The sequence below is a fragment of the Pseudomonas sp. GW821-FHT10C09 genome (assembly GCF_059415465.1).
Genome location: NZ_JBWKNG010000005.1, coordinates 39,297 through 64,596, shown reverse-complemented (window position 1 = coordinate 64,596; position 25,300 = coordinate 39,297). Strand labels below are relative to the sequence as shown.

Annotated in this window: 24 protein-coding genes; 20 read left to right on the top strand and 4 right to left on the bottom strand. The window is 60.9% G+C overall.

Annotated features, from left to right (window positions below; all coding sequences use genetic code 11):
* The first annotated feature begins 27 nt into the window (after positions 1–27).
* The 6 genes from AC07N8_RS06080 (at position 28) to AC07N8_RS06055 (ending at position 8,320) form a co-directional block, all read left to right on the top strand.
* Entirely contained in the window at positions 28–1,188 is a 1,161-nt protein-coding gene (locus AC07N8_RS06080) for an acyl-CoA dehydrogenase family protein (protein WP_493142725.1), read from the top strand.
* A gap of 18 nt (positions 1,189–1,206) precedes the next feature.
* Positions 1,207–3,306, top strand: a complete 2,100-nt coding sequence (locus AC07N8_RS06075; protein ID WP_493142727.1) for an acetate--CoA ligase family protein — start codon at positions 1,207–1,209, stop codon at positions 3,304–3,306.
* 10 nt (positions 3,307–3,316) lie between these two features.
* Positions 3,317–4,924 (top strand): 5-guanidino-2-oxopentanoate decarboxylase, encoded by a 1,608-nt coding sequence (locus tag AC07N8_RS06070; RefSeq protein WP_493142728.1) that lies wholly within the window; start codon positions 3,317–3,319, stop codon positions 4,922–4,924.
* Between the two features lie 27 nt (positions 4,925–4,951).
* Positions 4,952–6,142 (top strand): pyridoxal phosphate-dependent aminotransferase, encoded by a 1,191-nt coding sequence (locus AC07N8_RS06065; protein ID WP_483840631.1) that lies wholly within the window; start codon positions 4,952–4,954, stop codon positions 6,140–6,142.
* Complete coding sequence (locus AC07N8_RS06060; protein ID WP_483840632.1) at positions 6,135–7,550, top strand: aldehyde dehydrogenase family protein; 1,416 nt, start codon at positions 6,135–6,137, stop codon at positions 7,548–7,550. Before AC07N8_RS06065 ends, AC07N8_RS06060 begins: the two co-directional genes overlap by 8 nt.
* 65 nt (positions 7,551–7,615) lie before the next feature.
* A complete protein-coding gene (locus AC07N8_RS06055; RefSeq protein ID WP_483840633.1) occupies positions 7,616–8,320 on the top strand; it encodes an NAD(P)H-dependent oxidoreductase in 705 nt (234 codons plus the stop codon).
* 194 nt (positions 8,321–8,514) lie between these two features.
* Here AC07N8_RS06055 and AC07N8_RS06050 read toward each other — a convergent pair whose 3' ends face one another.
* The gene (locus AC07N8_RS06050; protein ID WP_123433895.1) at positions 8,515–8,706 is read right to left on the bottom strand and encodes a YegP family protein; all 192 of its coding nucleotides are present in this window, start codon (positions 8,704–8,706) and stop codon (positions 8,515–8,517) included.
* A 277-nt stretch (positions 8,707–8,983) separates the two neighbouring features.
* On the opposite strand from AC07N8_RS06050, the gene AC07N8_RS06045 reads away from it, so the two are divergent.
* The 6 genes from AC07N8_RS06045 to AC07N8_RS06020 all read left to right on the top strand — a co-directional run bounded on the left by AC07N8_RS06045 (position 8,984) and on the right by AC07N8_RS06020 (position 14,578).
* Positions 8,984–9,952 (top strand): glycosyltransferase family 2 protein, encoded by a 969-nt coding sequence (locus AC07N8_RS06045; RefSeq protein WP_493142730.1) that lies wholly within the window; start codon positions 8,984–8,986, stop codon positions 9,950–9,952.
* Positions 9,953–9,955: 3 nt separating this feature from the next.
* A complete protein-coding gene (locus AC07N8_RS06040; RefSeq protein ID WP_493142732.1) occupies positions 9,956–10,666 on the top strand; it encodes a class I SAM-dependent methyltransferase in 711 nt (236 codons plus the stop codon).
* Positions 10,663–11,049, top strand: a complete 387-nt coding sequence (locus tag AC07N8_RS06035; protein WP_483840636.1) for a GtrA family protein — start codon at positions 10,663–10,665, stop codon at positions 11,047–11,049. The genes AC07N8_RS06040 and AC07N8_RS06035 overlap by 4 nt, the downstream gene beginning before the upstream one ends.
* The gene (locus tag AC07N8_RS06030) at positions 11,046–13,157 is read left to right on the top strand and encodes a DUF6311 domain-containing protein (RefSeq protein WP_493142734.1); all 2,112 of its coding nucleotides are present in this window, start codon (positions 11,046–11,048) and stop codon (positions 13,155–13,157) included. The genes AC07N8_RS06035 and AC07N8_RS06030 overlap by 4 nt, the downstream gene beginning before the upstream one ends.
* Positions 13,158–13,229: 72 nt before the next feature.
* A complete protein-coding gene (locus tag AC07N8_RS06025) occupies positions 13,230–14,156 on the top strand; it encodes a LysR substrate-binding domain-containing protein (protein WP_483840638.1) in 927 nt (308 codons plus the stop codon).
* A gap of 56 nt (positions 14,157–14,212) precedes the next feature.
* Positions 14,213–14,578 (top strand): 5-carboxymethyl-2-hydroxymuconate Delta-isomerase, encoded by a 366-nt coding sequence (locus AC07N8_RS06020; protein WP_493142736.1) that lies wholly within the window; start codon positions 14,213–14,215, stop codon positions 14,576–14,578.
* A 3-nt stretch (positions 14,579–14,581) separates the two neighbouring features.
* Here AC07N8_RS06020 and AC07N8_RS06015 read toward each other — a convergent pair whose 3' ends face one another.
* Both AC07N8_RS06015 and AC07N8_RS06010 read right to left on the bottom strand, forming a co-directional pair.
* Complete coding sequence (locus AC07N8_RS06015) at positions 14,582–15,517, bottom strand: LysR family transcriptional regulator (RefSeq protein WP_483840640.1); 936 nt, start codon at positions 15,515–15,517, stop codon at positions 14,582–14,584.
* 109 nt (positions 15,518–15,626) lie between these two features.
* A complete protein-coding gene (locus tag AC07N8_RS06010) occupies positions 15,627–16,811 on the bottom strand; it encodes a cyanate transporter (protein WP_493142738.1) in 1,185 nt (394 codons plus the stop codon).
* Here AC07N8_RS06010 and AC07N8_RS06005 point away from each other — a divergent pair.
* The 7 genes from AC07N8_RS06005 (at position 16,756) to AC07N8_RS05975 (ending at position 23,859) form a co-directional block, all read left to right on the top strand.
* A complete protein-coding gene (locus AC07N8_RS06005; RefSeq protein ID WP_493142784.1) occupies positions 16,756–16,959 on the top strand; it encodes a hypothetical protein in 204 nt (67 codons plus the stop codon). The two genes, AC07N8_RS06010 and AC07N8_RS06005, sit on opposite strands and share 56 nt — an antisense overlap.
* A 363-nt stretch (positions 16,960–17,322) precedes the next feature.
* Positions 17,323–18,705: a glutamine synthetase family protein gene (locus AC07N8_RS06000; RefSeq protein WP_483840642.1), complete on the top strand. Its 1,383-nt coding sequence runs from the start codon at positions 17,323–17,325 to the stop codon at positions 18,703–18,705.
* A 168-nt stretch (positions 18,706–18,873) separates the two neighbouring features.
* Positions 18,874–20,523 carry a phosphoethanolamine transferase gene (locus AC07N8_RS05995; RefSeq protein WP_483840643.1) on the top strand — a complete coding sequence of 550 codons (1,650 nt, stop codon included), beginning with the start codon at positions 18,874–18,876 and terminating at the stop codon, positions 20,521–20,523.
* 73 nt (positions 20,524–20,596) lie between these two features.
* On the top strand, positions 20,597–21,259 hold the full coding sequence (locus AC07N8_RS05990; protein WP_493142741.1) for a class I SAM-dependent methyltransferase: 663 nt from the start codon (positions 20,597–20,599) through the stop codon (positions 21,257–21,259).
* Between the two features lie 122 nt (positions 21,260–21,381).
* The gene (gene rnd / locus AC07N8_RS05985; protein ID WP_483840645.1) at positions 21,382–22,515 is read left to right on the top strand and encodes a ribonuclease D; all 1,134 of its coding nucleotides are present in this window, start codon (positions 21,382–21,384) and stop codon (positions 22,513–22,515) included.
* Positions 22,512–22,805, top strand: coding sequence for a YcgL domain-containing protein (locus AC07N8_RS05980; protein ID WP_007898694.1), 294 nt, complete (start codon positions 22,512–22,514; stop codon positions 22,803–22,805). Before rnd ends, AC07N8_RS05980 begins: the two co-directional genes overlap by 4 nt.
* A gap of 121 nt (positions 22,806–22,926) precedes the next feature.
* On the top strand, positions 22,927–23,859 hold the full coding sequence (locus tag AC07N8_RS05975) for a D-2-hydroxyacid dehydrogenase (RefSeq protein WP_493142743.1): 933 nt from the start codon (positions 22,927–22,929) through the stop codon (positions 23,857–23,859).
* Positions 23,860–24,000: 141 nt separating this feature from the next.
* Here the strand turns inward: AC07N8_RS05975 and AC07N8_RS05970 are convergent, their stop codons facing one another.
* The gene (locus AC07N8_RS05970) at positions 24,001–24,594 is read right to left on the bottom strand and encodes a nitroreductase family protein (RefSeq protein ID WP_483840647.1); all 594 of its coding nucleotides are present in this window, start codon (positions 24,592–24,594) and stop codon (positions 24,001–24,003) included.
* A 165-nt stretch (positions 24,595–24,759) separates the two neighbouring features.
* Between AC07N8_RS05970 and AC07N8_RS05965 the strand changes: the two genes are divergently transcribed.
* Complete coding sequence (locus tag AC07N8_RS05965; RefSeq protein WP_483840648.1) at positions 24,760–25,209, top strand: YcgN family cysteine cluster protein; 450 nt, start codon at positions 24,760–24,762, stop codon at positions 25,207–25,209.
* Positions 25,210–25,300: the final 91 nt, after the last annotated feature.

Sequence of the window (25,300 nt, the reverse complement as noted above, 5' to 3'; positions counted from 1 at the left end):
TTCAGTACACGAACAACAGGTAGCCCCATGAATTTCCAACTGACCCAAGAACAAGAAATGTTGGTGGACGCGGTACGCAGTTTTGTCGCCAAGGAACTGCTGCCCCATGAGGAAGCGGTCGACCGTGCCGACGAAGTTTCCCCGGAGCTGGCGGCGCAGATTCGCGGCAAGGCCATCGCCGCCGGTTTCTATGCTTTCAACATGCCCGAAGAAGTCGGCGGCGGTGGTCTGGACTACCTGTCCCAGGCGCTGATCGAACGTGAACTGTCGAAGGTCTCCTGGGCGCTGCATGTGTTCGTCGCTCGGCCGTCGAAAATTCTCATGGCCTGCACTGGCGATCAGATCAACGACTACCTGTTGCCGTGCATCCAGGGCGAGAAAATCGACTGCTTCGCGCTGACCGAACCGGGTGCCGGTTCCGATGCCAACGCGATCAAGACCCGCGCCGTCCGCGACGGTGATGACTTCATCCTGAACGGCAGCAAACACTTCATCAGCCACGCCGGTCATGCCGATTTCGCCATCGTCTTCGCGGTGACCGACACCTACGAACATAACGGCCGCCAGCGCAACGCCGTGACCTCGTTCCTGGTCGACCGCAACACACCGGGCATGACCATCCGCCGCGGTCCGAAATGCGTGAGCAACCGTGGTTACCACACCTACGAAATGTTCTTCGACGACTGCCGTGTACCGGCTACCAAAGTGCTCGGCGAAGTCGGCAAGGGCTGGGACGTGGCCAACGCCTGGCTGACCGCCGGGCGCGTCATGGTTGCCGCCAACTGCGTCGGTCAGGCGCAACGGGCGCTGGATGTGTCGCTGCAATGGGCGGCGGATCGCAAGCAATTCGGCCAGCCGATCGGCACCTATCAAGGCGTCTCGTTCAAGCTCGCGGACATGGTCACGCAGATCCGCGCGGCCGAGCTGCTGACCTTGCACACCGCGTGGAAAATGGACCAGGGCAGCATGACCGATGGCGAGGCCGGCATGGCCAAGCTGTTCGCCAGTGAGGTGCTCGGCAAAGTCGCCGATGAAGCGGTGCAGATTTTCGGCGGCATGGGCCTGATGGATGAATGCCCGGTGGAACGCATCTGGCGTAACGCGCGGATCGAGCGCGTCTGGGAAGGCACCTCGGAGATCCAGCGCCACATCATTTCCCGCGAATTGCTGCGGCCGTTGTTGCGCTGATCGGCCCGGAGAATTTTTATGTCGCAGACGATTCGTGACAACCTCAAACGCCTGCTCGCGCCGCGCCATTTGGCGTTTGTCGGTGGCCGCAGCATGGCTCGCGCCCTCAAGCGCTGCGCCGAAGGTGGCTACCTGGGCGAGATGTGGCTGGTCAACCCGCAGCACGACACGCTTGAAGGCGTACCGTGCGTACGCAGCATCGCCGAACTGCCGTGCGGCCCGGACGCGGTGTTCATCGCGACCAACCGCGAACTGACCCTGACCTGCGTTGCGGAACTGGCGACCAAGGGTGCGGGCGGCGCGATCTGCTACGCCTCCGGGTTTGCCGAAACCGGCGCTGAAGGCCTGGCCTTGCAGCAACAATTACTGAAAGCGGCTGGCAGCATGGCGCTGCTCGGCCCCAACTGCTATGGCCTGCTCGACTACTTGCACAGCTCCGCGCTGTGGCCGGTGGCCCATGGCGGCAAATCGGTGGAGAAGGGCGTCGCCGTGCTGACCCAGAGCGGCAACTTCGCCTACAACCTGTCGATGAGCGACCGCTCGCTGCCGGTGGCCTACATGGCGTCGGTCGGCAATCAGGCGCAACTGGGCATCGCCGAATTGATGGACGTGTTGCTCGATGAGCCGCGCGTCACGGCCATCGGCTTGCACCTCGAAGGCCTGAAAAACGTACCGGGTTTCGCCCGCGCTGCCCACAAGGCGCTGGAGAAAGGCATCCCGATCATCGCCCTGAAAACCGGCGTGTCGCAGATCGGTGCCGAACTGGCGCTCAGTCACACCAGTTCGCTGTCCGGCTCGGATGCGCTGTACGACAGTTTGTTTGCGCGCCTCGGCGTGATCCGCGTCAGTGGTCCGGTGAGTTTTGTCGAAACCCTGAAAGCTGCGGCGTGCGGCCAGTTGCCGGTGGGCAACAGCCTGATCGCACTGGCCTGTTCCGGTGGTGACGCCGGGTTGATTGCCGACTACGCCGAACGCAATGACTTGAGCCTGCCCAAACTCAATGAGGGCCAAGTCGGGGAACTGGCACAGGTACTTCCAACTTACGCCAACCTGGTCAATCCGCTGGATTTCACCACGGCGATCTGGGGCGACGGCGACGCCTTGAACCGCATGCTCGACAGTGCCCTGCGCACCGAAGCCGACGCCGCGATGCTGGTGCTCGATTACCCAGCGGAGTTCACCGGTGAGCGCAAGGAATGCGACCTGCTGCTGGAACTGTTTTGCGCTGCACTGGTGCGCCACGGCAAGACCGGTTTTGTCACCTCGGCGTTTCCCGAATTGCTGCCGGCCCACGCTCGTGAACGTCTGCATGCGCAAGGCGTTGCTGCGTTGCAAGGCGTGGAAGACGGTTTGGCCGCGTGGGGGCGCATTGCCGGTTATCAGCGCAATCGTCAGGCGCTGCTGGCGCTCGGTGAATCGGCGCTGGTGCCGCATTGTCCGCACGCCTTGGTTGGCGAAGGACGCCTGCTCAACGAGTGGGATTCGAAAACTGCTTTGCGCGCCTTTGGCCTGCCGACGCCCAACGGCGTCTTGAGCACGCCGGACAAAGCGTTGAATGACGCCAACGCGCTGGGTTATCCGCTGGTGCTCAAAGCGGTCAGCGCGCAACTGCCACACAAAACCGAAGCCGGTGCTGTGGCGTTGAACATCAAGGACGCCACGGCCCTGAGCGCGGCACTGGAAAAAATGCGCGCAAGCATTGCCGAGTACGCACCGCAGGTGCCGTTCGATCAAGTGCTGCTGGAGCCGATGGCCAAGCCGCCGCTGGCTGAATTGATCGTCGGCATCAAGCGCGAAAACGACTTCGGCCTGGCCTTGGTCATCGGCGCTGGCGGGATTCTGGTGGAGTTGCTCAAGGACAGTCGCAGCCTGCTGCTGCCGACCACCGACGGCGCCATTCGCAAGGCTGTTTTAAGCCTGCGCAGTGCCGCGTTGCTGCAAGGGTTTCGCGGTCGTGAAGCGGCGGATCTGGATTCGCTGGTGACAGCGATCCGTGCGGTGGCCGATTACGCCTGCGAAAACGCCGGGCTGTTGCTGGAACTCGATGTGAACCCATTGTTGGTCGGTGCCGCTGGCACGACTGCGGTTGATGCGTTGATTCGCCTTGGCCACGAGTGAGGATGTGAACATGCAAACCACAACATTGACCGGCGGCCAGGCCCTGGTGCGTCTGCTGGCCAACTACGGCGTCGACACCGTGTTCGGCATTCCCGGCGTGCACACGCTGGAGCTGTATCGCGGCCTGCCCGGCAGCGGCATTCGCCATGTCCTGACCCGCCACGAGCAGGGCGCCAGTTTCATGGCCGACGGCTATGCACGCGTCAGCGGTAAACCGGGCGTGTGCTTCATCATCACCGGGCCGGGCGTGACCAATGCCGCCACCGGCATCGGCCAGGCGTATGCCGACTCGATTCCGATGCTGGTGATTTCCAGCGTCAACCACACCGCCAGCCTCGGCAAGGGCTGGGGTTGCCTGCACGAAACCCAGGACCAACGCTCGATCACCGCACCGATCACCGCGTTCTCGGCGGTCGCATTAAGCGCCGAGGACCTGCCGGAACTGATCGCCCGCGCCTACGCGGTGTTCGACAGCGAGCGTCCGCGCCCGGTGCACATCTCGGTGCCGCTGGATGTGCTGTCGGCAAAAATCACCCGTGACTGGAGCAACGACGTCGTGCGCCGTCCGGGTCGCGGCGCCGCGTCAACTACAGCATTGGAGGAGGCCGTAGCCAAACTGCAAAACGCCAAGCGGCCGATGATCATTGCCGGTGGCGGCGCGTTGAATGCGCAGCAAGCACTGCGCGACATCAGCACCCGACTCGCTGCGCCGCTGTTCACCAGCGTCGCCGGCAAAGGCCTGTTGCCGCCGGATGCACCGCTGAACGCGGGCTCGACCTTATGTGTCGAGCCCGGTTGGAACCTGATCGCCGAAGCCGACGTGGTGCTGGCGGTCGGCACGGAAATGGCCGACACCGATTTCTGGCGCGAGCGCTTGCCGCTGAATGCCGAACTGCTGCGTGTGGACATCGACCCACGCAAGTTCAACGACTTCTACCCGTGCGCGGTGGCCTTGCACGGCGACGCGCAACAAACCCTCGCCGCGCTGCTGGAACGTCTGCCGTCCACCGAGCGTGATGCCAGCGCAGCGGTTACTGCCGTCGCGGCCTTGCGCGAAGCCGTAAAGGCAAGCCATGGCCCATTGCAGTCGATCCACCAGGCGATTCTCGAGCGCATCGCCGCCGAGTTGCCGGCCGATGCGTTCATCAGCACCGACATGACCCAACTGGCCTACACCGGCAACTACGCCTTCAACAGCCTGGCACCGCGCAGCTGGTTGCACCCGACTGGCTACGGCACCTTGGGGTACGGCTTGCCAGCGGGCATCGGCGCCAAGTTCGGTGCGCCGCAGCGGCCAGGCCTGGTGTTGGTCGGCGACGGTGGTTTCCTCTACACCGCGCAAGAACTGGCGACCGCCGTCGAGGAACTCGACAGCCCGCTGGTGGTGCTGCTGTGGAACAACGATGCGCTGGGCCAGATCCGCGACGACATGCTCGGGCTCGACATCGAACCGATTGGCGTACTGCCACGCAACCCGGATTTCGCCGCCCTCGGCCGTGCGTTCGGCTGCACCGTCAGCCAGCCGCAAAGCCTGGCCGAGCTGCAAACCGATCTGCGCCACGGCTTCAAGCGCAACGGCGTGACCCTGATCGAACTCAAGCATGCGTGCGCGCACTGATTTTCATTTTCTGGCTGAGGTATCGCCATGCGCTTTTCCGATCTGACTCAACGTATCGCCGGGGACGGCGCTGCCGCGTGGGACATCCATTACCGCGCACTCGCGCTGCAAGAGCAGGGTGAAGACATTCTGCTGCTGTCGGTCGGCGACCCGGATTTCGACACGCCGGCGCCAATCGTGCAGGCCGCCATCGACAGCCTGTTGTCCGGCAACACCCACTACGCCGACGTGCGTGGCAAACGCGCCTTGCGTGAAAGCATCGCCAGACACTACGGACGGCGCAGCGGCCAGCAGGTTTCGGCCGAACAGGTCATCGTCCTGGCCGGCGCGCAATGCGCGTTGTTCAGCGTCGCCCAATGTGTGCTCAACCCCGGCGATGAAGTGATTGTCGCCGAGCCGATGTACGTGACCTATGAAGCGGTCTTCGGTGCCTGTGGCGCCGTGGTGATTCCGGTACCGGTGCGTTCGGAAAATGGTTTTCGCGTGCTGCCTGAAGATGTCGCGGCGCGCATCACGCCGCGCACTCGCGCGTTGGCGCTGAACAGTCCACATAACCCGTCGGGCGCCAGTTTGTCCCGCTCCACCTGGCAAGCATTGGCCGACCTGTGCATCGCTCACGACCTGTGGCTGATTTCCGATGAGGTCTACAGCGAGCTGTTGTTCGATGGCGAGCATGTGAGCCCGGCCAGTTTGCCGGGCATGGCCGAGCGCACCGCGACGCTCAACAGCCTGTCGAAATCCCACGCCATGACCGGTTGGCGAATCGGCTGGGCAGTGGCGCCACCGGCCCTCGCGGCACACCTGGAAAACCTCGCGCTGTGCATGCTCTACGGCTTGCCGGATTTCGTGCAGGACGCCGCCGTCGTCGCCCTCGAAAGCAACTTGCCCGAGCTGGAGGCGATGCGCGAAGCCTATCGCCAACGCCGTGATCTGGTCTGCGAATGCCTGGCCGATTGCCCTGGCGTACGCGCCTTGAAACCCGATGGCGGGATGTTCGTGATGGTCGATATCCGCGACACCGGGCTCAGCGCGCAGGCGTTTGCCGACCGCTTGCTCGACCGCCATGGCGTGTCGGTATTGGCTGGTGAAGCCTTCGGCCCGAGCGCCGCCGGGCACATTCGCCTGGGGCTGGTATTGGGCGCGGAACCGTTGCGTGACGCCTGCCAGCGCATCACCCGTTGCGCCACTGAATTGCTGGAGTCTCAGGTTTATGCATAACCATAAAGCGCTGTTTATCGATGGCCACTGGCAAACCCCGTCGGGGCAGGGCATCGCCGAGGTGATCAACCCGGCCACTGAAGAAGTCGCAGGCTCAGTGCCGCTGGGCGATGAGCGCGATGTCGACAACGCGGTGGCCGCCGCACGCAAGGCGTTCAGTTCATGGTCGCGCACGCCGTCGAGCGTGCGTGCCGGTTACATCCGCGCCCTCGCCGAGCAGTTGCGCGCGCGGGCTGATGAGATGGCTTCGCTCATTACCGCTGAATTGGGCATGCCGGTGCAGTGGTGCCGCTCGGTGCAGGTCGACGGGCCGATCATCGGGCTCGAGCACTACGTCGAACTCGCAGGCCTGATGGACGAAGTGCGTGAGGTCGGCAACTCGCTGGTGATTCGCGAAGCGGTGGGTGTGTGCGCGTTCATCAACCCGTGGAATTACCCGCTGCATCAACTGATCGGCAAGCTCGCCCCGGCGCTGGCCGCCGGTTGTACGGTGGTGGTCAAGCCGAGCCAGGAAACCCCGCTGCACGCCTTTTTGCTGGCGCAGATGATCGAGTCCATCGGCTTGCCGGCCGGTGTATTCAACCTGGTCAGCGGGCCAGGTTCGAAGGTCGGCGAAGCACTGGCCAAACACCCGGACGTCGACATGGTCTCGTTCACCGGCTCGACCGGCGCCGGGGTTCGTGTGGCGCAAGCCGCCGCGCCGTCGGTGAAACGCGTGTGCCTGGAACTGGGCGGCAAGTCACCGCTGCTCATTGCCGAAGACGCCGACCTCGCCGCCGCTGTGCGCTACGGCGTGCAAGACGTGATGATCAACTCTGGTCAAACCTGCACCGCGTTGACTCGCATGTTGCTGCCGGCCAGTCGTTACGCTGAAGCCGTGGAATTGGCCATCGCCGAAACCCAAAGCCTGCGCATGGGCGATCCATTGGACCCGCAGAGTTTCCTCGGGCCGATGTGTTCGGCGGCGCAACGGCGCACCGTGCGTGACTACATTCAGGTCGGCCAGCAGGAAGGCGCCCGGCTGGTGTGCGGCGGCGACACGGCCGAGGCATTCGAGCGTGGTTTCTACGTCAGCCCGACGCTGTTCGCCGATGTCGACAACCGGATGCGCATCGCCCAGGAAGAAATATTCGGCCCGGTGCTGTGCCTGATTCCCTACACCGATGAAGCACAGGCGATTCAGCTCGCCAACGATTCGCCGTTCGGCCTGTCCAGCGGTGTCTGGGCCGGCAGTGCTGAACGCGCCTTGCATCTGGGGCGGCAGTTGCGTGCCGGGCAGTGTTTCCTCAACGGCGCAGCGTTCAATTATCAGGCGCCGTTTGGTGGCTACAAACAGTCGGGCAATGGCCGCGAGTGGGGCGAGGAAGGGCTCAACGAGTTCGTTGAAGTGAAGGCGATTCAGGTGTGATCGCTCATTGAATGCGCGTATTACCGACTTCAAACTCAACGCTGGTAAATGTTTAAGGAATTGTCATGAAAGTACTGATCGTCCACGCTCACCCGGAACCGAAATCCTTCACCGCCGCCCTGCGTGACCAGGCTGTCGCGACCCTTGAAGGCCAAGGGCATGAGGTTCAGGTCAGCGACTTGTACGCGATGAACTGGAACCCGGTGGCGAGCGCCGATGATTTTTCTTCGCGGGAAAACCCGGAGTACCTGGTGTATGCGCTGGAGCAACGGTTGGGTGTGAAAAGCCAGTCGCTGGCGCCGGACATCCGGCAGGAACTCGACAAGTTGCTGTGGGCTGACCTGCTGATCCTCAATTTCCCGATTTTCTGGTTCTCGACCCCGGCCATACTCAAGGGCTGGATCGACCGGGTGCTGGTGTCGGGGATTTGCTATGGCGGCAAGCGCTTTTACGATCAGGGCGGCTTGAGCGGCAAGAAGGCGCTGGTGACCGTGACCCTGGGTGGGCGCGAGCACATGTTCGGTGATGGCGCGATTCACGGTCCGCTGGAAGACATGCTGCGACCGATCTTGCGGGGCACGCTGGCGTATGTCGGCTTCGACGTGCTGGAGCCGTTCGTGGCGTGGCACGTGCCGTACATCAGCGACGAGGCGCGCAAGGACTTCCTGACGAGCTATCAGCAGCGTCTTGAGCACTTGAGCGATGACCAGCCGATGCAGTTTCCGCGGTTGGCGCAGTTTGATGAGGCGTTGTATCCGTTGCCGGTCTGAACCGGCGATGTACCTGACATTTTGATGTGGCTCTTTCGGGCCCTTTCGCGAGCAGGCTCGCTCCCACAGGTTTTGCGGATGACTCAAATCCACTGTGGGAGCGAGCCTGCTCGCGAAGGGGCCGGTGAGTCCAACCCAAAATCAATGGATAACCCAATGCCCTAACCAGGCAGCCCGGGCATCGGCTATCAGATTTAGATTTCCTTCACCGGCGTCTCACCCTCGACCCCTTTGATCAACCCGATGGCATGCAGGCAATCGGCCTTGTTCACATACGACTCGCCACTGGCGATGGTCTCGTGATTCCCCGCCCTCAACCGCCAGCGCCATTGTCCTTTGCCGGTGCTCGGGGTGCCCCTGGATTGCCTGTAAATCTCGAAATACATACTGCTCGCTCCATGCGATGGGTTATTGCGACAACCTGTGTGACGCGTCGGGGGCAAGCCTAGCGGAGCTGGGTTTTTTGGCCACCGGGCATTTGTTTCCGGGCATTTGAAAATATTTCTGCCGGCGCCGGCGGGCCGGTGGAAATGGCCAAAACCCCCTCGGATTCGCCCTTGCATCACCACCCTTGGTCCTGCTTAATACGACTCGGCTCATGGCGTCGAGAAACCGGCGACGACCCCGGATTGTAGAAAAACCACTATAAAAAAGAGCAATCAATTGACTCATCAGCACGGAACGCAACTGGCCGGGCCTCTGGCGTTATCGCTCGTCATCCCGGTGTTCAATGAAGCAGCCACCGTCGACTTGTTCCTCGCGCGGATCAATGACGTCTTCAAGGACGAGGCGCTGATCGGTCTGGAGCTGGTGTTCGTCAATGACGGCAGCACCGACACGACGCTGGATCTATTGCTGGAACGCCAACTGACGGACCCGCGCCTGCGCATCGTTGATCTGAGCCGTAATTTCGGCAAGGAAGCGGCGTTGACCGCGGGTTTGCAGACCGCCACCGGCCAGGTCGTGGTGCCGATCGACGTTGATTTGCAGGACCCGCCCGAGGTCATCCTCGAGATGATTGCTCGCTGGCGTGAAGGCTATGAAGTGGTGCTGGGCCATCGTGTGAGTCGTAAAACCGATTCCTGGGCCAAGCAGACCTCAGCCAACTGGTTCTACCGCCTGCACAACAAAATTGCCGAGCAGCACCTGCCGGAAAACGTCGGTGACTTCCGGCTCATGGACCGCTGCGTGATCGATGCCTTGCAGACCTTGCCCGAGTCCCGGCGCTTTATGAAAGGCCTGTTCGCCTGGGTCGGTTTTCGCACCACTCACGTCAACTACGAGCGCCCGGAGCGGGCGGCCGGAGCGACCAAGTTCAACGGCTGGCGCTTGTGGAACTTCGCTTTGGAGGGCATCACCAGTTTCAGCACCGAACCGCTGCGGATCTGGACCTACCTCGGGCTGCTCGTTTCGCTGATTTCCTTCTCGTTCGCCATCTTCATCATATTGCGCACCCTGATTTCCGGTATCGACCTTCCGGGTTACGCCTCGCTGATGGTCGCCGTGACCTTTCTGGGTGGCCTGCAATTGATTGGCATCGGTGTGCTGGGTGAATACCTGGGCCGAACCTATATCGAATCGAAACGCCGGCCGGTGTATCTGGTGCGGCGTGTCTATGACCCCAAGGACTGAACCGTGGATCTCAAGGAAACCGACATTCTCGGTTCAAGCATCGATCAGCATTGGTATTACGCGTCGAAAGCGGCGGCGACCATGCGGTTGCTCGGCAGCACTCCGTTCAAGAAGATTCTCGATGTGGGCGCAGGCTCCGGGTTCTTCACTCACCATCTGCTGAGTCATTCCTCGGCCAGCGAAGCGTGGTGTGTGGACATCAGTTACGACGCCGACTCGGACGCCAGCACCGCCGGCAAACCGGTGCATTACCGTCGCGAAATCGATGCGGTGGACGCCGACCTGGTGTTGCTGATGGACGTGCTGGAGCATGTCGACGACGACGTCGGGTTGCTCAAGGCCTATGTCGACAAAGTCCCCTCTGGCAGCCGGTTCCTGATGACGGTGCCGGCGTTCCGGTTTCTCTGGAGCGGGCACGACGAGTTTCTCGAACACAAGCGCCGCTACACCCTGGCGCAACTGGAAACCGTGGCCCGGGACGCCGGGTTGACGGTGCAGCAGGGCGCTTATTATTTCGGCCTGGTGTTCCCGATTGCCGCCACGTTGCGACTGCTGCCCAAGGGCGCGCAACCCTCGCCGCCGCGTTCGCAACTCAAGCGCCATCACCCGCTGGTGAATACGCTGTTGAAGTCCTTGTGCAGCATCGAGTTGCCGTTCATGAACGCCAATCGTCTGGCCGGGTTGACGGTGTTTGTCCTGGCGCAGAAGCCGTGACGTCAGCTGAAAAATCCGCCCTGATCAAGCGTGGCCTGCGCTTTGCCGTGACCGGGCTGTTCGTCACGGCCCTGCATGCGCTGGTGGCCGTGCTGTTCATCAATTACGTGTCGCCATTGCCGCCGCTGGCCAATGGCGTGGCGTTTGCCGTGGCGACCGTGGTGTCCTACGTGATCAATACCACCTGGAGTTTTTCCGCGCGATTGCACGGTCGGACACTGCTGCGTTTCATGATGGTGTCCGTTGCCGGTTTTCTGCTGGCGATGCTGGTGGCCTGGGCTGCGCAGATGGCCGGGCTGCATTATTTGCTGGGGATTGGCGCCGTGGCGCTGACGATTCCGGCCTTCACCTTTGTACTGCATAACTTTTGGACGTACCGATGAAGGATCTTGTTAAACGCCTGCCGCTCAACCTGCTGCCCCTGTTGATCGGTGTTGTGGCTTTTTTCATCGTGGTCGGGCCGAGGGCGCTGAACCCGCAAAACATTGCGTGGCTAGGGAACGGTGATCCGGCGACGCATTATCTGGGCTGGGCGTTTTTCCGTCAGTCGCCGTGGTCCTTTCCTGTCGGGCTCAATCCTTCCTATGGGCTGGAATTGGGCAATGGCATCATTTTCTCTGATTCCAATCCGCTGTTGGCCCTCTTGTTCAAACCGTTCGCCTCGCTGTTGCCGATGCCTTTCCAGTATTTCGGGTTGTGGTTCCTGGCCTGTTTTGTCTTGCAGGCCTGGTTCGCATGGAAACTGTTGGGGCTGGTTTCTTCCCATGTGGGTGTACGTGCCGTGGGGACGGCGCTGTTTCTCTTCGCACCGCCGATGATCATGCGCATGCCGTTCCACTTGTCCCTCGGTGGTCATTTTCTGGTGCTGGCTTCGTTGTACCTGGGGCTGCACCCGGATTTGCGCCGTCGACGTCTGGCCTGGGGCGCATTGCTGGCGGCGGCCGCGTTGATCCATGCGTATTTTCTGGCGATGGTGGCCGTGATCTGGATTGCCGACCTCACGGCCGGTTATTTCAGGAAAAAACTGACGCTGCAGTCTGTTGCCATCGAATTGATCGGGCTGTTTTCGCTGGTCAGTTTTTGCTGTTGGCAGGCAGGCTATTTTTCGGTGGGCAGTGGCGCGATATCGGACGGTTTTGGCATGTACGCCATGAACCTGTTGTCATTGATCGATCCGGGGCAGTGGTCGTATGTATTGAAGGATGTACCCGGTGTCCAAGGGTTCGGTGATGGCGAAGGGTTTTTGTTTCTCGGCCTGGGGCTGATCACGCTGGGCATCTGTGCCGTGGCGGGGTTGCTGCAGGGTAAAACCGGTTTTCGCCAACGGCTGGGGCGGCACCCGCTGCTGTTTCTGGCGCTGGCAGGGCTGACCCTGTTTTCGCTGTCAAACCATGTGGCAATGGGGTCGCTCGAATTCACCTATCCATTGCCCCCGCTAGTGATCTCTATCGCCAATGTCTTCCGTGCATCCGGACGGATGTTCTGGCCGGTCTACTACGCGATTATCTTCACCATCCTTTTCCTGGTGATCCGGGCCAACTCGCCTCGAACCGCCGTGAGTCTGATGTCGCTGGCGTTGCTGATTCAGGTTCTGGACACCCACGCCGGCTGGGAAGGGGTACGCAAGCAGTTGATGGTGGCGCCGGCCGCGAAGTGGGCCTCGCCCATGGTGGATCCGTTCTGGGAAAGCGCCGCCGCCCACTACAAGAATGTCCGCTGGATTGTTCCGCAGAACCTCTCCCCGCACTGGATGGCGGTGGCTGATTTTGCCGGTGCCCACGGCTTGGCGACGAACGCCGTTTACCTGGGGCGGATGGACACGGTCAACTGGATCAAATCCGAGCAGGAGACGGCGCGTGAAATGGCCTCGGGAAATTATGATGCCGATTCGTTGTACCTGCTCGATGAGCGTGCGCTGCTCCAGGCTGTGACGAATGTGGATACCCAATCGGACCTGTTTACCCGGATTGACGGTTTTACGGTGCTGGCACCGGGCTGGAAACACTGCAGCACTTGCTTGCAGGCCACACCGCAAGTCAACCCGCTGGAGCTGATTCCCTCCCTCGGTTCCGGACAGAAAACCGTCTTTGCCTATGGCAGCCAGGGGCGGGCGATGCTGGCCAGGGGCTGGTCCGATTCGGAGCTCTGGGGCACCTGGTCCGAAGGTCCCGAGGCTGAAGTCATGTTCCGGGTTCCGGCGCCGGTGCATTCCTTGCGCCTGGAGGCCACGGCGTTTCTACCGCCAGGGCATGCAGGGCAAAGTGTCGTCATCAGCATCAATGGCATGCCGGCGCTAAATACTCGGCTTGAACAGGCCGATGGCAACATTATCGACGTGCCGATCACGCACGAGATGCAGCAACGGGTATCGAGTCAGGGGGTACTGAGGCTGCAATTTCAATTTGCCGATGCCGTCACCCCCAAACAGTTCGGGATAGGGCAGGACGCACGGGTACTCGCACTCGGATTGAAGACCTTGACCGTCAATTGATGTCCGCTGGACATAGACGCCTCCCTCGGGCCTTTCTACACTGCCTCAAGTGTTGGGGACCGGGGGCAAGGAATGAATCGTAACGAACTGCGCAAGGCGGACATCAACCTGATGGTGGTGTTCGAGACGTTGATGCTCGAGCGCAACGTGACGCGGGTGGCGGAGAAGTTGTTTCTCGGTCAGCCGACCATCAGCTCGGCGCTCAACCGCTTGCGGGCGATGTTCAACGATCCGCTGTTCATCCGCGTCGGCCACCGCATGGAACCGACGGCCCGCGCCGAGGAGTTGATCCAGTACCTGTCGCCGGCGCTGGATTCGTTGTCGGTGGCGTTGAGCCTGACCCACAGTTTCGACCCGGCCAGCAGCACCATGACCTTTCGCATCGGGCTGTCGGATGACGTCGAGTTCGGCCTGCTGCCTCCGTTGCTGCGCGCCTTGCGCCAGGAAGCGCCGAAAGTGGTGTTCGTGGTCCAGCACGTCGATTACTGGCGCATACCGGACTTGCTGGCGTCCGGCGACATCACGGTCGGCATCAGCCAGACCCGCGGACTGCCGGCCAACGCCAAGCGCAAATTGTTGCGCCACATTCTGCCAAGCATCCTGCGCGCCGATGCGTCCGACACACCGCTGACGCTCGATGAATATTGCTCACGCCCTCATGTGCTGGTCTCCCACACGGCGAACGTCAGTGGTTACGCCGATGAGTGGCTGGCCGAGATTGGCCGGACACGCCAGGTGGTGCTGTCCGTACCGCAATACAGCTCGTTGCCGGCCTTGCTCGCGGGCACCGATCTGATTGCCAGCCTGCCGGATTACACGGCCGACGCCATGGCAGCCACCGGTTTGCTGTTCAAGGAACCGTTCCCGTTCAAGACCCCGACCCTGGACCTGTCGATGGTCTGGCTCAGCCATGTCGATACCGACCCCGCCGAACGCTGGTTGCGTTCGCGCCTGGAGGTGTTCATGAGTGAACGTCCACCCTTGCCGCTGTCGGAGTGAGTCAGACGGCGCTGTGTTATACGTAGGATCTTTCTGCCCTCTACCTGGAGCCCCTCATGCCACACGTGCACATGGAATACACCGCGAACCTGCCCGGGCTGAATGCCGACGTGGCGTTGATCCGGCTCAATAATGCCTTGGTGGCTTCCGGTCAGTTTGCGGCGGAATCCGACATCAAGAGCCGGGCGCTGAAGGTCGAGACGTTCAAGGTCGGCACCGCGTTGAATGAACGGGCATTTGTGCATGTGAAACTGGCGCTGTTGAGCGGTCGCCCACCGCAGATCAAGCAGCAACTGTCGGAAAGCCTGCTGGCGGTGGTCCAGGACCTGTGTGAATGGCCAACCGGCGTCGAAGTGCAGGTGTGCGTGGAAATCCTCGATATCGATCGCGAGTCTTACACCAAGACCGCCATCAACCTCTGAATCTCAGGCCAGTGCCTGCTCGGCACAGACGTCGATCACCTGCTCGCGCAGCCAGGTGTTGGCGCTGTCCTGATCGGCGCTTTGACTCCACTGCATGTCCAGGGTGAAACCCGGCAGGCCGTTGGGGGCTTCGCAATGATTGAAGATCGCCTCGTTGGCCAGCAATTGCTGGAGGCGGCGAGGCAGGGTCAGGATGTAGTCGGTGCCGGTGATCAACTTCAGTGCTGCGCTGTAGCTGTTGGCCCGCGCGACAATCTGCCGTTTGTGCGCCTGTTGTGCCAGCCAGCCGTCGACCATGTTGGTGCTGGACGTCCACGGGGTTGGAAACACATGCCGGCGTTGCACAAAGGCTTGCAGGCTTAACCGCGGCTCCAGCGGCGTGGCACGCTTGTCGAACACGCAGACCAGGTCATCTTCCAGTAACAGCCGGGATTTGAAGTCGGTGTGGCTGCGATGGAAATTCGGGCCGAAACAGATCACCAGGTCGAGTCGGCCATCGCGCAATTCGTCGACCGGGATGTCGGTTTCGAACTTGTGCATGTTGACCATCACCGGCAGGTCGGCGAAATCGAAGCGCTTGAGCAGGCGCGGCAGAATCAGCTGTTCGAAGTACTCCGGCGCGCAGATATTGAACGTCACCGCTTGCAAGGTCGGGTCGAACGCCTGGGCGCCGGCGTGGCACAAGTTGATGCTTTCGAGGATTTTCAGCACATGCGCGTACATGGTGCTGGCTTTGTAGGTGGGGCGCATACCGGTGCGGGTATTGATGAACAACTCGTCTTCAAAACTGGTTCGCAGCTTTTTCAGGCAGTAACTCACCGTGGACTGGCTGACGCAGAGCGCCTCCGACACACCGGTGACGCTGCTTTGCTCGTACACGGCGACAAACACCATGAGGTCCTGCATGTCGAGCTTTCTAAGCAAGTTACTGTTCAGCATCCGTTCTGTCTCGCTGTGTTCCGTGCGCGATCAGTGCGCAAACGTGTGCGAAAGATCCTAACGGAACGATGGTGCCAGGAGAATGCCTTGTAGGAAGTTTCTGCGCCGATCAGTCGATGTGTTGGTGGTAATGCCGCGGATTGAAGCGCAGGACCATCAGGATCATCAACCCCACGACCCCGGTCAGCGCCCACCAGGCCCATTCGAAACTGCCCAGTTGGTCACGAATCATCCCGGCCATCAGCGGTGAGAGGCCAGCGATCAAATACCCGATGCCTTGCACGAATGCCGTCAGGGCGCCGGCGCGTTGCGGGTCATCGAGGTGATCCAGCGACACAATCAGGCTCATCGGGAACAGCCCGCCGATGCCCAGCCCCAGCAGGCACGGCCAGAGCAGTCTCAGCTGTTGCGGGCAAAGAATCAGCCCGCAGAAACCGGCCATGATCAACGCCAGCAACACCACTAGCACCAGACGTCGGTCACGGTTGCGATTGGCGATGGCAGGCGTCACCAGCCCGGACAACACTTCCATGGCCGTCAAAAAGCCCAGCAGCAATCCCGCGTTCTGTTCGCTCCAGCCCTGTTCCACGTAGTACGGCGCGAGCCACGCCAGCACACAGGTGTAGGACGCAGTGCCCAGACCGAAGAAGATCGCGAGTAACCAGGCGCGGGGACTGGCGAAGAAGCTCGGTTGGCGGGTTGATTGCGTCGGGCGTGCGGTTGATTCGCTGCGCTGGCCAGACCACAGCAGCAGGGCCACCACGGCCAGCGCCGCCCAGACCGCCAGGCCGATGCGCCAGCTGCCGCTCTGATTCATGACCAGCGGCGCAAACGAGGCCGCAATTGCCGCGCCGCCCATGATCGACGTGACATAGAGCCCCATGCACAGGGCGACGTTGTCACGGAACCGGGCTTTGATCAGCGCCGGCATCAGGGCCTGGATCAGTGCAATACCGATACCCGCCAGCACCGCACTGAGGATCAGTTCGGCGGCCGAGTCGAGAAACAGCCGCGACGCCGTGGCCACGCCAATGATCAACAACGACAGCACCACCGTGCGCTGCTCGCCGAAGCGTTGGCTGACCCGCAAGCCGAAAAACATCGCCAGGCCCATGGCCATGACCGGCAGCATCGTCAGCAGCGAGGCCATGCTGAAACTCAGCGCAATGTCCGCGCGAATCGACGACAGCAGAGGCCCGACCGCCGCCATCGACGGACGCAGGTTAAGGGCAACGAGCATGATGCTGAACATCAGCCAAAGGGCAGGGCGGGTGGTTGCACGAACGTTTTCCATCAAGCAGGCCTTCCAAAACAAGGCCCCGATTAGGCGCGCCAAGGCTGACGGCGGCAAATCAGATAATCCGCAGCACTATTTAAAAATTAAATACCTCGGCCACACCACCGTCCCTGTGGGAGCGAGCCTGCTCGCGAAGGCGGTGTGACAGTCGATACAAAGGGCGACTGACACGACGCCTTCGCGAGCAGGCTCGCTCCCACAGGGGATTCAGGGTGTTGCGAGGGTGATTGTTTAGCCAACCCGCAACCAAGGTTCTTCAAATCCCGATTTAAAGACCTGACCGCCCGTGTGACGCTGCCGCTCATCTGTCCTCTGCGGTTTTACCTATGGGCGATTGTCCCGTCGCACTTCCCTCCGAGTTGGACTTCTGGGCGCTGTGGCACTGTCGTCACGCACGTCCCCCGGATTTCTGCATTTCCCGTTGATTGTTCTGACAGGTCCTGCGCCTTGCGCTGGATCACATCGGCAACGCCTGCGCGCTTGCCTGACGCGGAAAAAGAGAATACCCATGAGTTGTGCCACGACCTCGTTCGCCTCCCCGCAAGAAGCCCTGACCTTTCTCGAACAGAACCCGGACATTGAAATGTTCGAGCTGTTCATCCTCGACAACAACGGCGTGCCACGGGGCAAGTTGCTGCATCGCGATGAACTGCTGGCGGTGTATGAAAGTGGCCGGCCGCTGCCGAGCACCATTCTGGGCCTGACCATTAATGGCGACGACGTGGAAAACTCCGGACTGGTCTGGGACGTCGGCGACATTGACTGCCGTGCCTATCCGATCAGCGCCAGCCTGACGCGCATGCCGTGGCGGTTGATTCCGACAGCGGCGGTGCAAGTCAGCATGCACCCGAAAGAAGGCATGCCGGCGACGATCGCCGATCCCCGGCACTTGTTGGCGAAAGTGATCGAAGGCTTGCAGGCCGATGGTTATTACCCGGTGATGGCGGCGGAGCTGGAGTTTTATCTGCTGGATCAGCAGCGCGACAGCAACGGACGGCCGCAACCGGCGCGCGATGTCGATGGCGGGCGGCCGCGCACGACGCAAGTCTATGGCCTGCGTGAACTGGAGCAGATCGAACCGTTTCTGGCCGATCTCTACAGCGCCTGCAAGTTGCAAGGCATTCCGGCGCGTACGGCGATTTCCGAATACGCGCCGGGGCAGGTGGAAATTACCCTCGAACATCGCACCGATGCCCTGCAGGCGATGGACGAAGCGGTGCGTTACAAGCGGCTGGTCAAGGGCGTGGCCCACAAGCACGGGATGACGGCGTGCTTCATGGCCAAACCCTTCGACGACCTGGCGGGCACCGGCATGCACATGCACGTCAGCCTGGCGGACAGAGAGGGTAACAACCTGTTTGCCAGCGAAGCCGCGGACGGCACGCCGTTGCTCCGGCAAGCGGTCGGCGGCATGCTCAGCACCTTGCTCGATTCGTTGCTGTTGTTCTGCCCGAATGCCAACTCCTACCGCCGATTCCAGACCAACAGCTACGCTCCTCTGGCGGCGACCTGGGGCGTGGACAACCGCACGGTGAGTTTGCGCGTGCCGGGTGGGCCGGCGTTTTCCCGGCACATCGAACACCGTATTTGCGGCGCCGATGCCAACCCGTACCTGGCAGCCGCAGCGATTCTGGCCGGTATTCATCGCGGTATCCGCGAACAACTCGATCCGGGTGCGCCGGTGGAGGGCAACGGGTACGCCCAGGCCACGGAGTTGTTACCCACCGATTGGCTGACCACGTTGCGGGCGCTGGAGGGGTCGACCTGGGCGCGTGAAGCGTTCGGACAACCTTTTCTGGGCGTCTACCTGGCCGTTAAGCGCGCCGAGTATCGACAGTTCATGGGCGAAGTCGGCGAGCAGGATTGGCGTTGGTACCTGAACCAGGCCTGAATCATTCTCAAATAATCAAAACGTTTGTCGCTGGTTTTATTAGCCAACTAATCGTTGGCTTCTTTTTCACAAAAAATTGATGGTTGGGTGCCTAACATTAGTGTTGTCGCGGTCAATGAAATTTTCACATTTGCCGCAGGCACTTCTTTTCAGGAACAGCCGATCACCATGTTGAAGATTAAAGCCGTGCGCCCGGAATGGGTGACACTGATTGCCAGCGCCTTTTTGTTGACTGCCTTCAATTTTGTGCTGTGGCAGCACTTGTTTGAAATCACTGCGGCCGATGGTAAAGGCATCGTCATGCGCGTGGCATTCGGGGCGATGATTCTGGCGGCTTTCAACATTGTGCTGACCTTTCTGGCGTTCAAGCGTGTGCTCAAGCCGGTCCTGACGCTGATCTTCATGATCAGTGCCGGGGTGGCCTACTTCATGAGTCAATACGGTGTACTGATTGATACCGGCATGTTGCGTAACTTTGCGCAAACCAATGCGACAGAAGTTCGAGACTTACTCTCGCTGAAGTTGCTGGCTTATATCTTTTTCCTGGGTGTTTTGCCGTCGTGGTTATTGTGGAAAACACCGATCAGTTATCGTCGCTGGCACCATGAGTTATTAAGTAAGGTGCTGGTAGGTGTTGCTTCGGCTACCGTCATCGGCGGCGTGGCCCTGATTAACTATCAGGGCTTGTCCTCTTTGTTCCGTAATCACCATGAATTGCGCCTGATGGTCGTACCGAGCAACTACATCGGTGCCTCCGCTGGTTATTTGCGTGAACAGGTTGCCTCCGCCCATCAACCCTTTGTGAAAATCGGCGAAGACGCGCAGAAGAACCCGGTCTGGCAATCCCATGGCCGCAAATCCCTGACCGTGCTGGTGGTGGGCGAAAGCGCCCGGGCCGAGAACTTCGGCATCCTGGGCTATGGCCGCGACACCACCCCGAAGCTGAGTCAAGAAGCCGGCTTGATCGCGTTCACCGATGTGCATTCCTGCGGCACCGAAACCGCCGTGTCCGTGCCGTGCATGTTCTCCAACATGGGCCGCAAGGACTACAACGCCAGCAAGGCGAAGAATGAAGAGGGCCTGCTGGACGTGCTTAAACGGGCCGGCCTGGACGTGATCTGGCGTGACAACCAGTCGGGCTGCAAAGGCACGTGCGATCGGGTCACGATTGACGACGTGAGCAACCTGAAAGATCCGGTGTTGTGCGCCAACAGTGAATGCCGCGACGAAATCCTGCTGCAAGGATTGCAACAATTTATCGACACACTCGATAAGGACACCGTGCTGGTCTTGCATCAAATGGGCAGTCATGGCCCTGAATACTTCAAGCGCTACCCCAAAGAGTTCGAACATTTCACGCCGGTTTGTGAAAGTAACGCGCTGAACAATTGCAGTCGCGAAAGTATCGTTAATGGTTACGACAACACGCTGGTGTACACCGACCACGTGCTGTCGACCCTGATCGATCTGTTGCGCAAGAACCAGGAGAAAGTCGACACCGCGATGCTCTACTTATCCGACCACGGCGAATCTTTGGGTGAATACAACCTGTTCCTGCACGGCACGCCTTACATGCTGGCGCCCGAACAACAGAAGCACGTGGCCATGCTGGCCTGGTTCTCCGACAGTTATCAGAAGTCGTTCTCGGTGGACACTCACTGTCTGCAACTGAGTCGCGATAAACCATTGAGCCAGGACAACCTGTTCCATTCGATGCTGGGGCTGCTGGAAGTCAACAGCAAGGTCTACAACCAGAATCTGGATATGTTTGCCGGCTGTCGCGGTGCGGTGGTCGACGGCGTATTGGCCAAGGAATGAACGCTTCAATTTTTTCAGGGACTGGCCGCTAACCTGCGGCCATTAGAGAGTTATCACCAAGAGTCAATTGCACATGTCTGCGCAACCCACATCCGCCATCGAGCTTGAGTTCGCCCGGCGCTACGATCAGGAACACGCCCGCGTCTGCCGTCAGCCGCAACCGCGTAGCCTGATGGGGCGCCTGGCGTTCTGGCGCGAGGAAAACCTGGTGCGCAATGCGCTCAAGGTGGCGGGCGAACCGGGGTTGATCCTTGACGTGGCCTGCGGTGCCGGGCGCTTCTGGCCAGTGCTGGCCGAGCACGCCAACCGCGTGATCCTCGCGTCGGACCCGTCCCAGGACATGCTCAACCATGCGCAGACTCACCATCCGCAGAGCCTGCTCAAGCGGATCAAGACCTTCCAGAGTTCAGCCTTCAGCCTTGGCTTGTCCGCCAACGCGGTGGACTGCATTTTTTGCCTGCAACTGTTTCAGCACATCACTTGCGCCGAACATCGGTTGGCCATGCTCCAGGAATTCCACCGGGTCAGCCGCGATACCGTGATTGTGGCGACCCGGGTCGACGGCTATTTCAATCTGCGTCGACCAGAGCCCGAGGCCTCTCACGCCCCGCAGCCGGTCAGCAAGGCTGAGATCGAAGCGGACTTCAAGCATGCCGGTTTCCGGGTGCTGAGCCATCAGGACGTCCTGCCGGGCTGCACGTGGATGCGGGTCTACGTACTCAGTAAGACCAGTTAGTCTCCGCTTGTCAGACATTTCTTGCTGTCGGGCAGGTCTTTTCGCTAAAGCTCTTGTTCAGTGATGCGCGGAAATCGCCGGGGGCGATATATACTGCGCGCCATTCTTCAAGGGAGAGCCGTGTGGCCATCGATATTCACTGGATTCGCGACAACGATAGCCTCGGTCAGTTTTGCGCCGAGTGGCAGCAGCTGCCATTCGTTGCCCTCGACACCGAATTCATGCGGGTCGACACCTTTTACCCGATTGCAGGCCTGCTGCAGATCGGCGATGGCGTACGCGCTTACCTGATAGACCCACTGACCATCGACAATTGGCAGCCCTTGGCCGCGTTGCTGGAAAACCCGGCGGTGGTCAAAGTCGTCCATGCGTGCAGTGAAGACCTCGAGGTCCTGCTGCGACTGACCGGCAGCCTGCCGGCGCCGTTGTTCGATACGCAACTGGCGGCTGCCTACCTGAACCTGGGTTTCTCCATGGGTTACTCGCGATTGGTGCAAGAGGTGCTCGGCATCGACCTGCCCAAGGGCGAAACCCGTTCCGACTGGTTGCAGCGTCCGCTGTCCGACACCCAGATCAGCTACGCCGCCGAAGATGCCTTGCACCTGGCGGAAGTTTTCGTACAGCTTCGTCCGAAGCTGTCTGACGACAAATACAACTGGGTGCTGGACGATGGCGCCGAGCTGGTGGCCAACCTGCGCCGCGAGGTCGACCCGTACGAGGTCTATCGCGATGCCAAGCTGGCCTGGAAGCTGTCCCGCGCCCAACTCGCCGTGCTGCGTGAACTGTGCGCCTGGCGTGAGCGTGAGGCCCGTGCCCGTGATCTGCCGCGCAACCGCATTGTCCGAGAGCACTCCCTGTGGCCGCTGGCCCGGACTCAGCCGGACAACCTCGGCGCGCTGGCGAAAATCGAAGACATGCACCCACGCACCGTGCGTCAGGATGGCGAGTTTCTGCTGGATCTGATCAAACGTGCCGCCAGTGTGTCGCCCGATCAATGGCCACCCGCCGTGCCGGAGCCGCTGCCGGTGGATGCTGCCGTGCTGGTCAAACAGCTGCGCGCCATTGGCCAGGCCGAAGCCGAACGCTTGAACATCGCGCCGGAATTGATGCTGCGCAAGAAAACCCTGGAAGCGCTGCTCAAGAGCGGCTTCCCCAATGGTCCTTACCAATTGCCTGATTCGCTGCGTGGCTGGCGCCGCGAATTGATGGGCCAGGCGTTGCTCGACAGCCTGGCCACCGCCGGAGAACAGCCTTGAAACGTATCTGCTCGATCTACCGAAGCCTGAAGAAAAACGAGATGTACCTCTATGTGCTCAAAAGCGATGCACTGGAGCGCGTCCCGGAATCATTGATGGCCGCTTTCGGCAAACCGCACCACGCCTTCGACCTGGTGCTGACCCCCGAGCGCAAGCTTTCGCGCGAGGACATCACCGTGGTCCTGGAAAACCTCGAAAAGCAGGGCTACCACCTGCAGATGCCACCGGCCGAAGACGAATACATCGAACACTTGCCGGAAGAATTGCTGCGCCGCAACGACCCGATGTAAGCGGCAGACAGGCTCTGTTCAGAGTCGGTGTGAAACACTGGAATGATTTTTGGCGATGACCGCGACGAGGGAGCCATACTCGCTCGGCGGTCGTCTGCACGGCTTTTGAAAGGTTTGAAACATGCGCGTTCTGATTGCTGAACACGACCACCCGGTGTATGCACAATTGCTGCGTCAGGCGGCGCCTGAGCTGGAAGTGCTCACCAGTGGCGACTCCGCTGAACTGGCCCGTCTGGCGGCTGATTGCCCGGTCTGGCTGGGTCAACCGGATCTGCTGGCCACCCTGTTGCGTCAGGGCCATGAGCCGCAATGGCTGCAATCGACCTGGGCGGGCATCACGCCGCTGCTGGCCGACGGCTTGCCACGTCACTATCGCCTGACCCGCGCGGTCGGCATTTTCGGTCAGGTGATGGCCGAATACGTGCTGACCTACATGCTCGGCCACGAACGCGAAGTGCTGGCGCGGCTGGTCAGTCAGGTCGAGCGCAAATGGGACAGTCGCCAGGGCCAAAGCCTGGCGGGTCGCAAAGTATTGATCGTCGGCACCGGCGACATCGGCCAGACCGTGGCGAAGTTTCTGCTGCCGTTTGGCGTCGAGTTGTACGGCATTGCCAGCGAAGCTCGCGAGCAGGCACCGTTTATCGAAGTCGGCGCACTGACGGACTTGCCGCGCCTGGTCGGCGAAGTGGATTACGTGATCAATCTGCTGCCCAATACCCCGAACACCCACGACCTGTACGACGCGGCACTGTTCAAGCAGTTCAAGCCGACCGGGTTGTTCATCAACGTCGGTCGCGGCGTGGCGGTGGTCGACGCCGACCTGGTCGAAGCCTTGAAAGAAGGGCATCTGGCGGGCGCGGTGATTGACGTCTGCCGTCAGGAGCCGCTGCCGCAACGTCATCCGTTCTGGACAGCCTGGGGGTTGCTGCTGACCGGCCACAGTTCGGCACCGACCTCGCCATCGATGATGGTGAATTTGTTTGTCGAGAACCTGCGAGCGTATGAGGCGGGTGAAGCGTTGCGCGGGGAAGTGGATTTCGAGCGCGGTTACTGAACACCGCTGACTTGAATAGTGTGCAAAAAAACCTGTGGGAGCGAGCCTGCTCGCGAAAGCGGTCTTACATTCAACATTGATGCTGAATGTGACGGCCCCTTCGCGAGCAGGCTCGCTCCCACATTGGTTTCGCGGTGTTGATTAGAGGGTGAAGTCGCCTTCAGCCGCCAACTCGCTCAACGGGCGACGCGGGCTCGGCTCTTCACGCGCTTGCAGGTAATCCGCCAGCGTCGCCTTATCCCCCAGCTTGCCCACCGCGACGGCGGCGTGCAGGGCATAACCCTCGGGAATGTTCAGCTCCTTGCGGGTCAGCTCCTGATCGAAACCGGCCATGCCGTGGGTGTGCCAGCCGCTGAGGCTCGCTTGCAACGCCAGGTGACCCCACGCCGAACCCGTGTCGAAGGTGTGCCACAGCGCCGGGGTTTCTTCGGTCGCGCCCGGCGCGACGAAGGTGGTTTTCGACATCACGATCACCAGCGCCGAGGCGTGTTGTGCCCAGCTGCGGTTGAATTCGTTGAGCAGCCCCAGGTAACGCTCCCAGTTTGGCGTGTCGCGACGTGCATAGAGAAACCGCCAAGGCTGCGAGTTGTAGGCCGACGGTGCCCAGCGCGCGGCTTCGAAGAAACTCAGCAGAGTCTCTTCAGAAATCGCTTCGCCGGTGAACGCGCGCGGCGACCAGCGATCGGTGAACTGCGGGTGAATGGCATAGTCGGCAACGCGTGGATTGGCACTCATCGAGAGATTCCTTGCTACGTTTGAAGTGAGGGAGCGACGCAAAACCCTACTGGGCGGCGCAAAAACTGACAAGTCCCTTCTACCGGCAGTCGCCAATGCTTGGCCCACAAGGACCTTGGCACTAGACTGGCGGCCTTTTCACCACCTGATGTTGATGCTTGAGCCATGGCCGCCAAAGTCGAACCGTTCTGGATACGCAAAACCCTCGATCAACTCGATCAAGAGGAATGGGAGTCGCTGTGCGACGGCTGTGGCCTGTGCTGCCTGCAAAAACTCGAAGATGAAGACGACAACAGCGTCTATTACACGCGCATCGCCTGCAAACTGCTCGACCTGAAAACCTGCCAGTGCACCGATTACCCTAACCGGCGTGATTTTGTCCCGGACTGCATCCAGCTCACGCCGGGCAAGGCCGACGAGTTCAAATGGCTGCCACCGACCTGCGGCTATCGCCTGGTCAGTGAAGGCAAGGACTTGCCGCTCTGGCACCATCTGGTGTGCGGCGATCGCGATGAGGTGCACCGCCAACGAATTTCACAATCCGGGCGCATGCTGGCCGAAGGCAGCGTGCCTGAAGATGACTGGGAAGATCACCTGATATTCCGCGCGGGTTAATACTCGTAGCTAGTTACCCTGTAATGGGGATGACAAGAATTTGGGGTTGCTACGCAGCCCGGCGCGAGCAAGCTCGCTCGCCACAAGGAGT

Coding starts and splice junctions, on each gene's coding strand:
- AC07N8_RS06080 (WP_493142725.1), top strand. CDS start 28: ATGAATTTCCAACTGACCCAAGAACAAGAAATGTTGGTGGACGCGGTA.
- AC07N8_RS06075 (WP_493142727.1), top strand. CDS start 1,207: ATGTCGCAGACGATTCGTGACAACCTCAAACGCCTGCTCGCGCCGCGC.
- AC07N8_RS06070 (WP_493142728.1), top strand. CDS start 3,317: ATGCAAACCACAACATTGACCGGCGGCCAGGCCCTGGTGCGTCTGCTG.
- AC07N8_RS06065 (WP_483840631.1), top strand. CDS start 4,952: ATGCGCTTTTCCGATCTGACTCAACGTATCGCCGGGGACGGCGCTGCC.
- AC07N8_RS06060 (WP_483840632.1), top strand. CDS start 6,135: ATGCATAACCATAAAGCGCTGTTTATCGATGGCCACTGGCAAACCCCG.
- AC07N8_RS06055 (WP_483840633.1), top strand. CDS start 7,616: ATGAAAGTACTGATCGTCCACGCTCACCCGGAACCGAAATCCTTCACC.
- AC07N8_RS06050 (WP_123433895.1), bottom strand. CDS start 8,706: ATGTATTTCGAGATTTACAGGCAATCCAGGGGCACCCCGAGCACCGGC.
- AC07N8_RS06030 (WP_493142734.1), top strand. CDS start 11,046: ATGAAGGATCTTGTTAAACGCCTGCCGCTCAACCTGCTGCCCCTGTTG.
- AC07N8_RS06025 (WP_483840638.1), top strand. CDS start 13,230: ATGAATCGTAACGAACTGCGCAAGGCGGACATCAACCTGATGGTGGTG.
- AC07N8_RS06020 (WP_493142736.1), top strand. CDS start 14,213: ATGCCACACGTGCACATGGAATACACCGCGAACCTGCCCGGGCTGAAT.
- AC07N8_RS06015 (WP_483840640.1), bottom strand. CDS start 15,517: ATGCTGAACAGTAACTTGCTTAGAAAGCTCGACATGCAGGACCTCATG.
- AC07N8_RS06005 (WP_493142784.1), top strand. CDS start 16,756: ATGATGCTGAACATCAGCCAAAGGGCAGGGCGGGTGGTTGCACGAACG.
- AC07N8_RS06010 (WP_493142738.1), bottom strand. CDS start 16,811: ATGGAAAACGTTCGTGCAACCACCCGCCCTGCCCTTTGGCTGATGTTC.
- AC07N8_RS06000 (WP_483840642.1), top strand. CDS start 17,323: ATGAGTTGTGCCACGACCTCGTTCGCCTCCCCGCAAGAAGCCCTGACC.
- AC07N8_RS05995 (WP_483840643.1), top strand. CDS start 18,874: ATGTTGAAGATTAAAGCCGTGCGCCCGGAATGGGTGACACTGATTGCC.
- AC07N8_RS05990 (WP_493142741.1), top strand. CDS start 20,597: ATGTCTGCGCAACCCACATCCGCCATCGAGCTTGAGTTCGCCCGGCGC.
- AC07N8_RS05975 (WP_493142743.1), top strand. CDS start 22,927: ATGCGCGTTCTGATTGCTGAACACGACCACCCGGTGTATGCACAATTG.
- AC07N8_RS05970 (WP_483840647.1), bottom strand. CDS start 24,594: ATGAGTGCCAATCCACGCGTTGCCGACTATGCCATTCACCCGCAGTTC.
- AC07N8_RS05965 (WP_483840648.1), top strand. CDS start 24,760: ATGGCCGCCAAAGTCGAACCGTTCTGGATACGCAAAACCCTCGATCAA.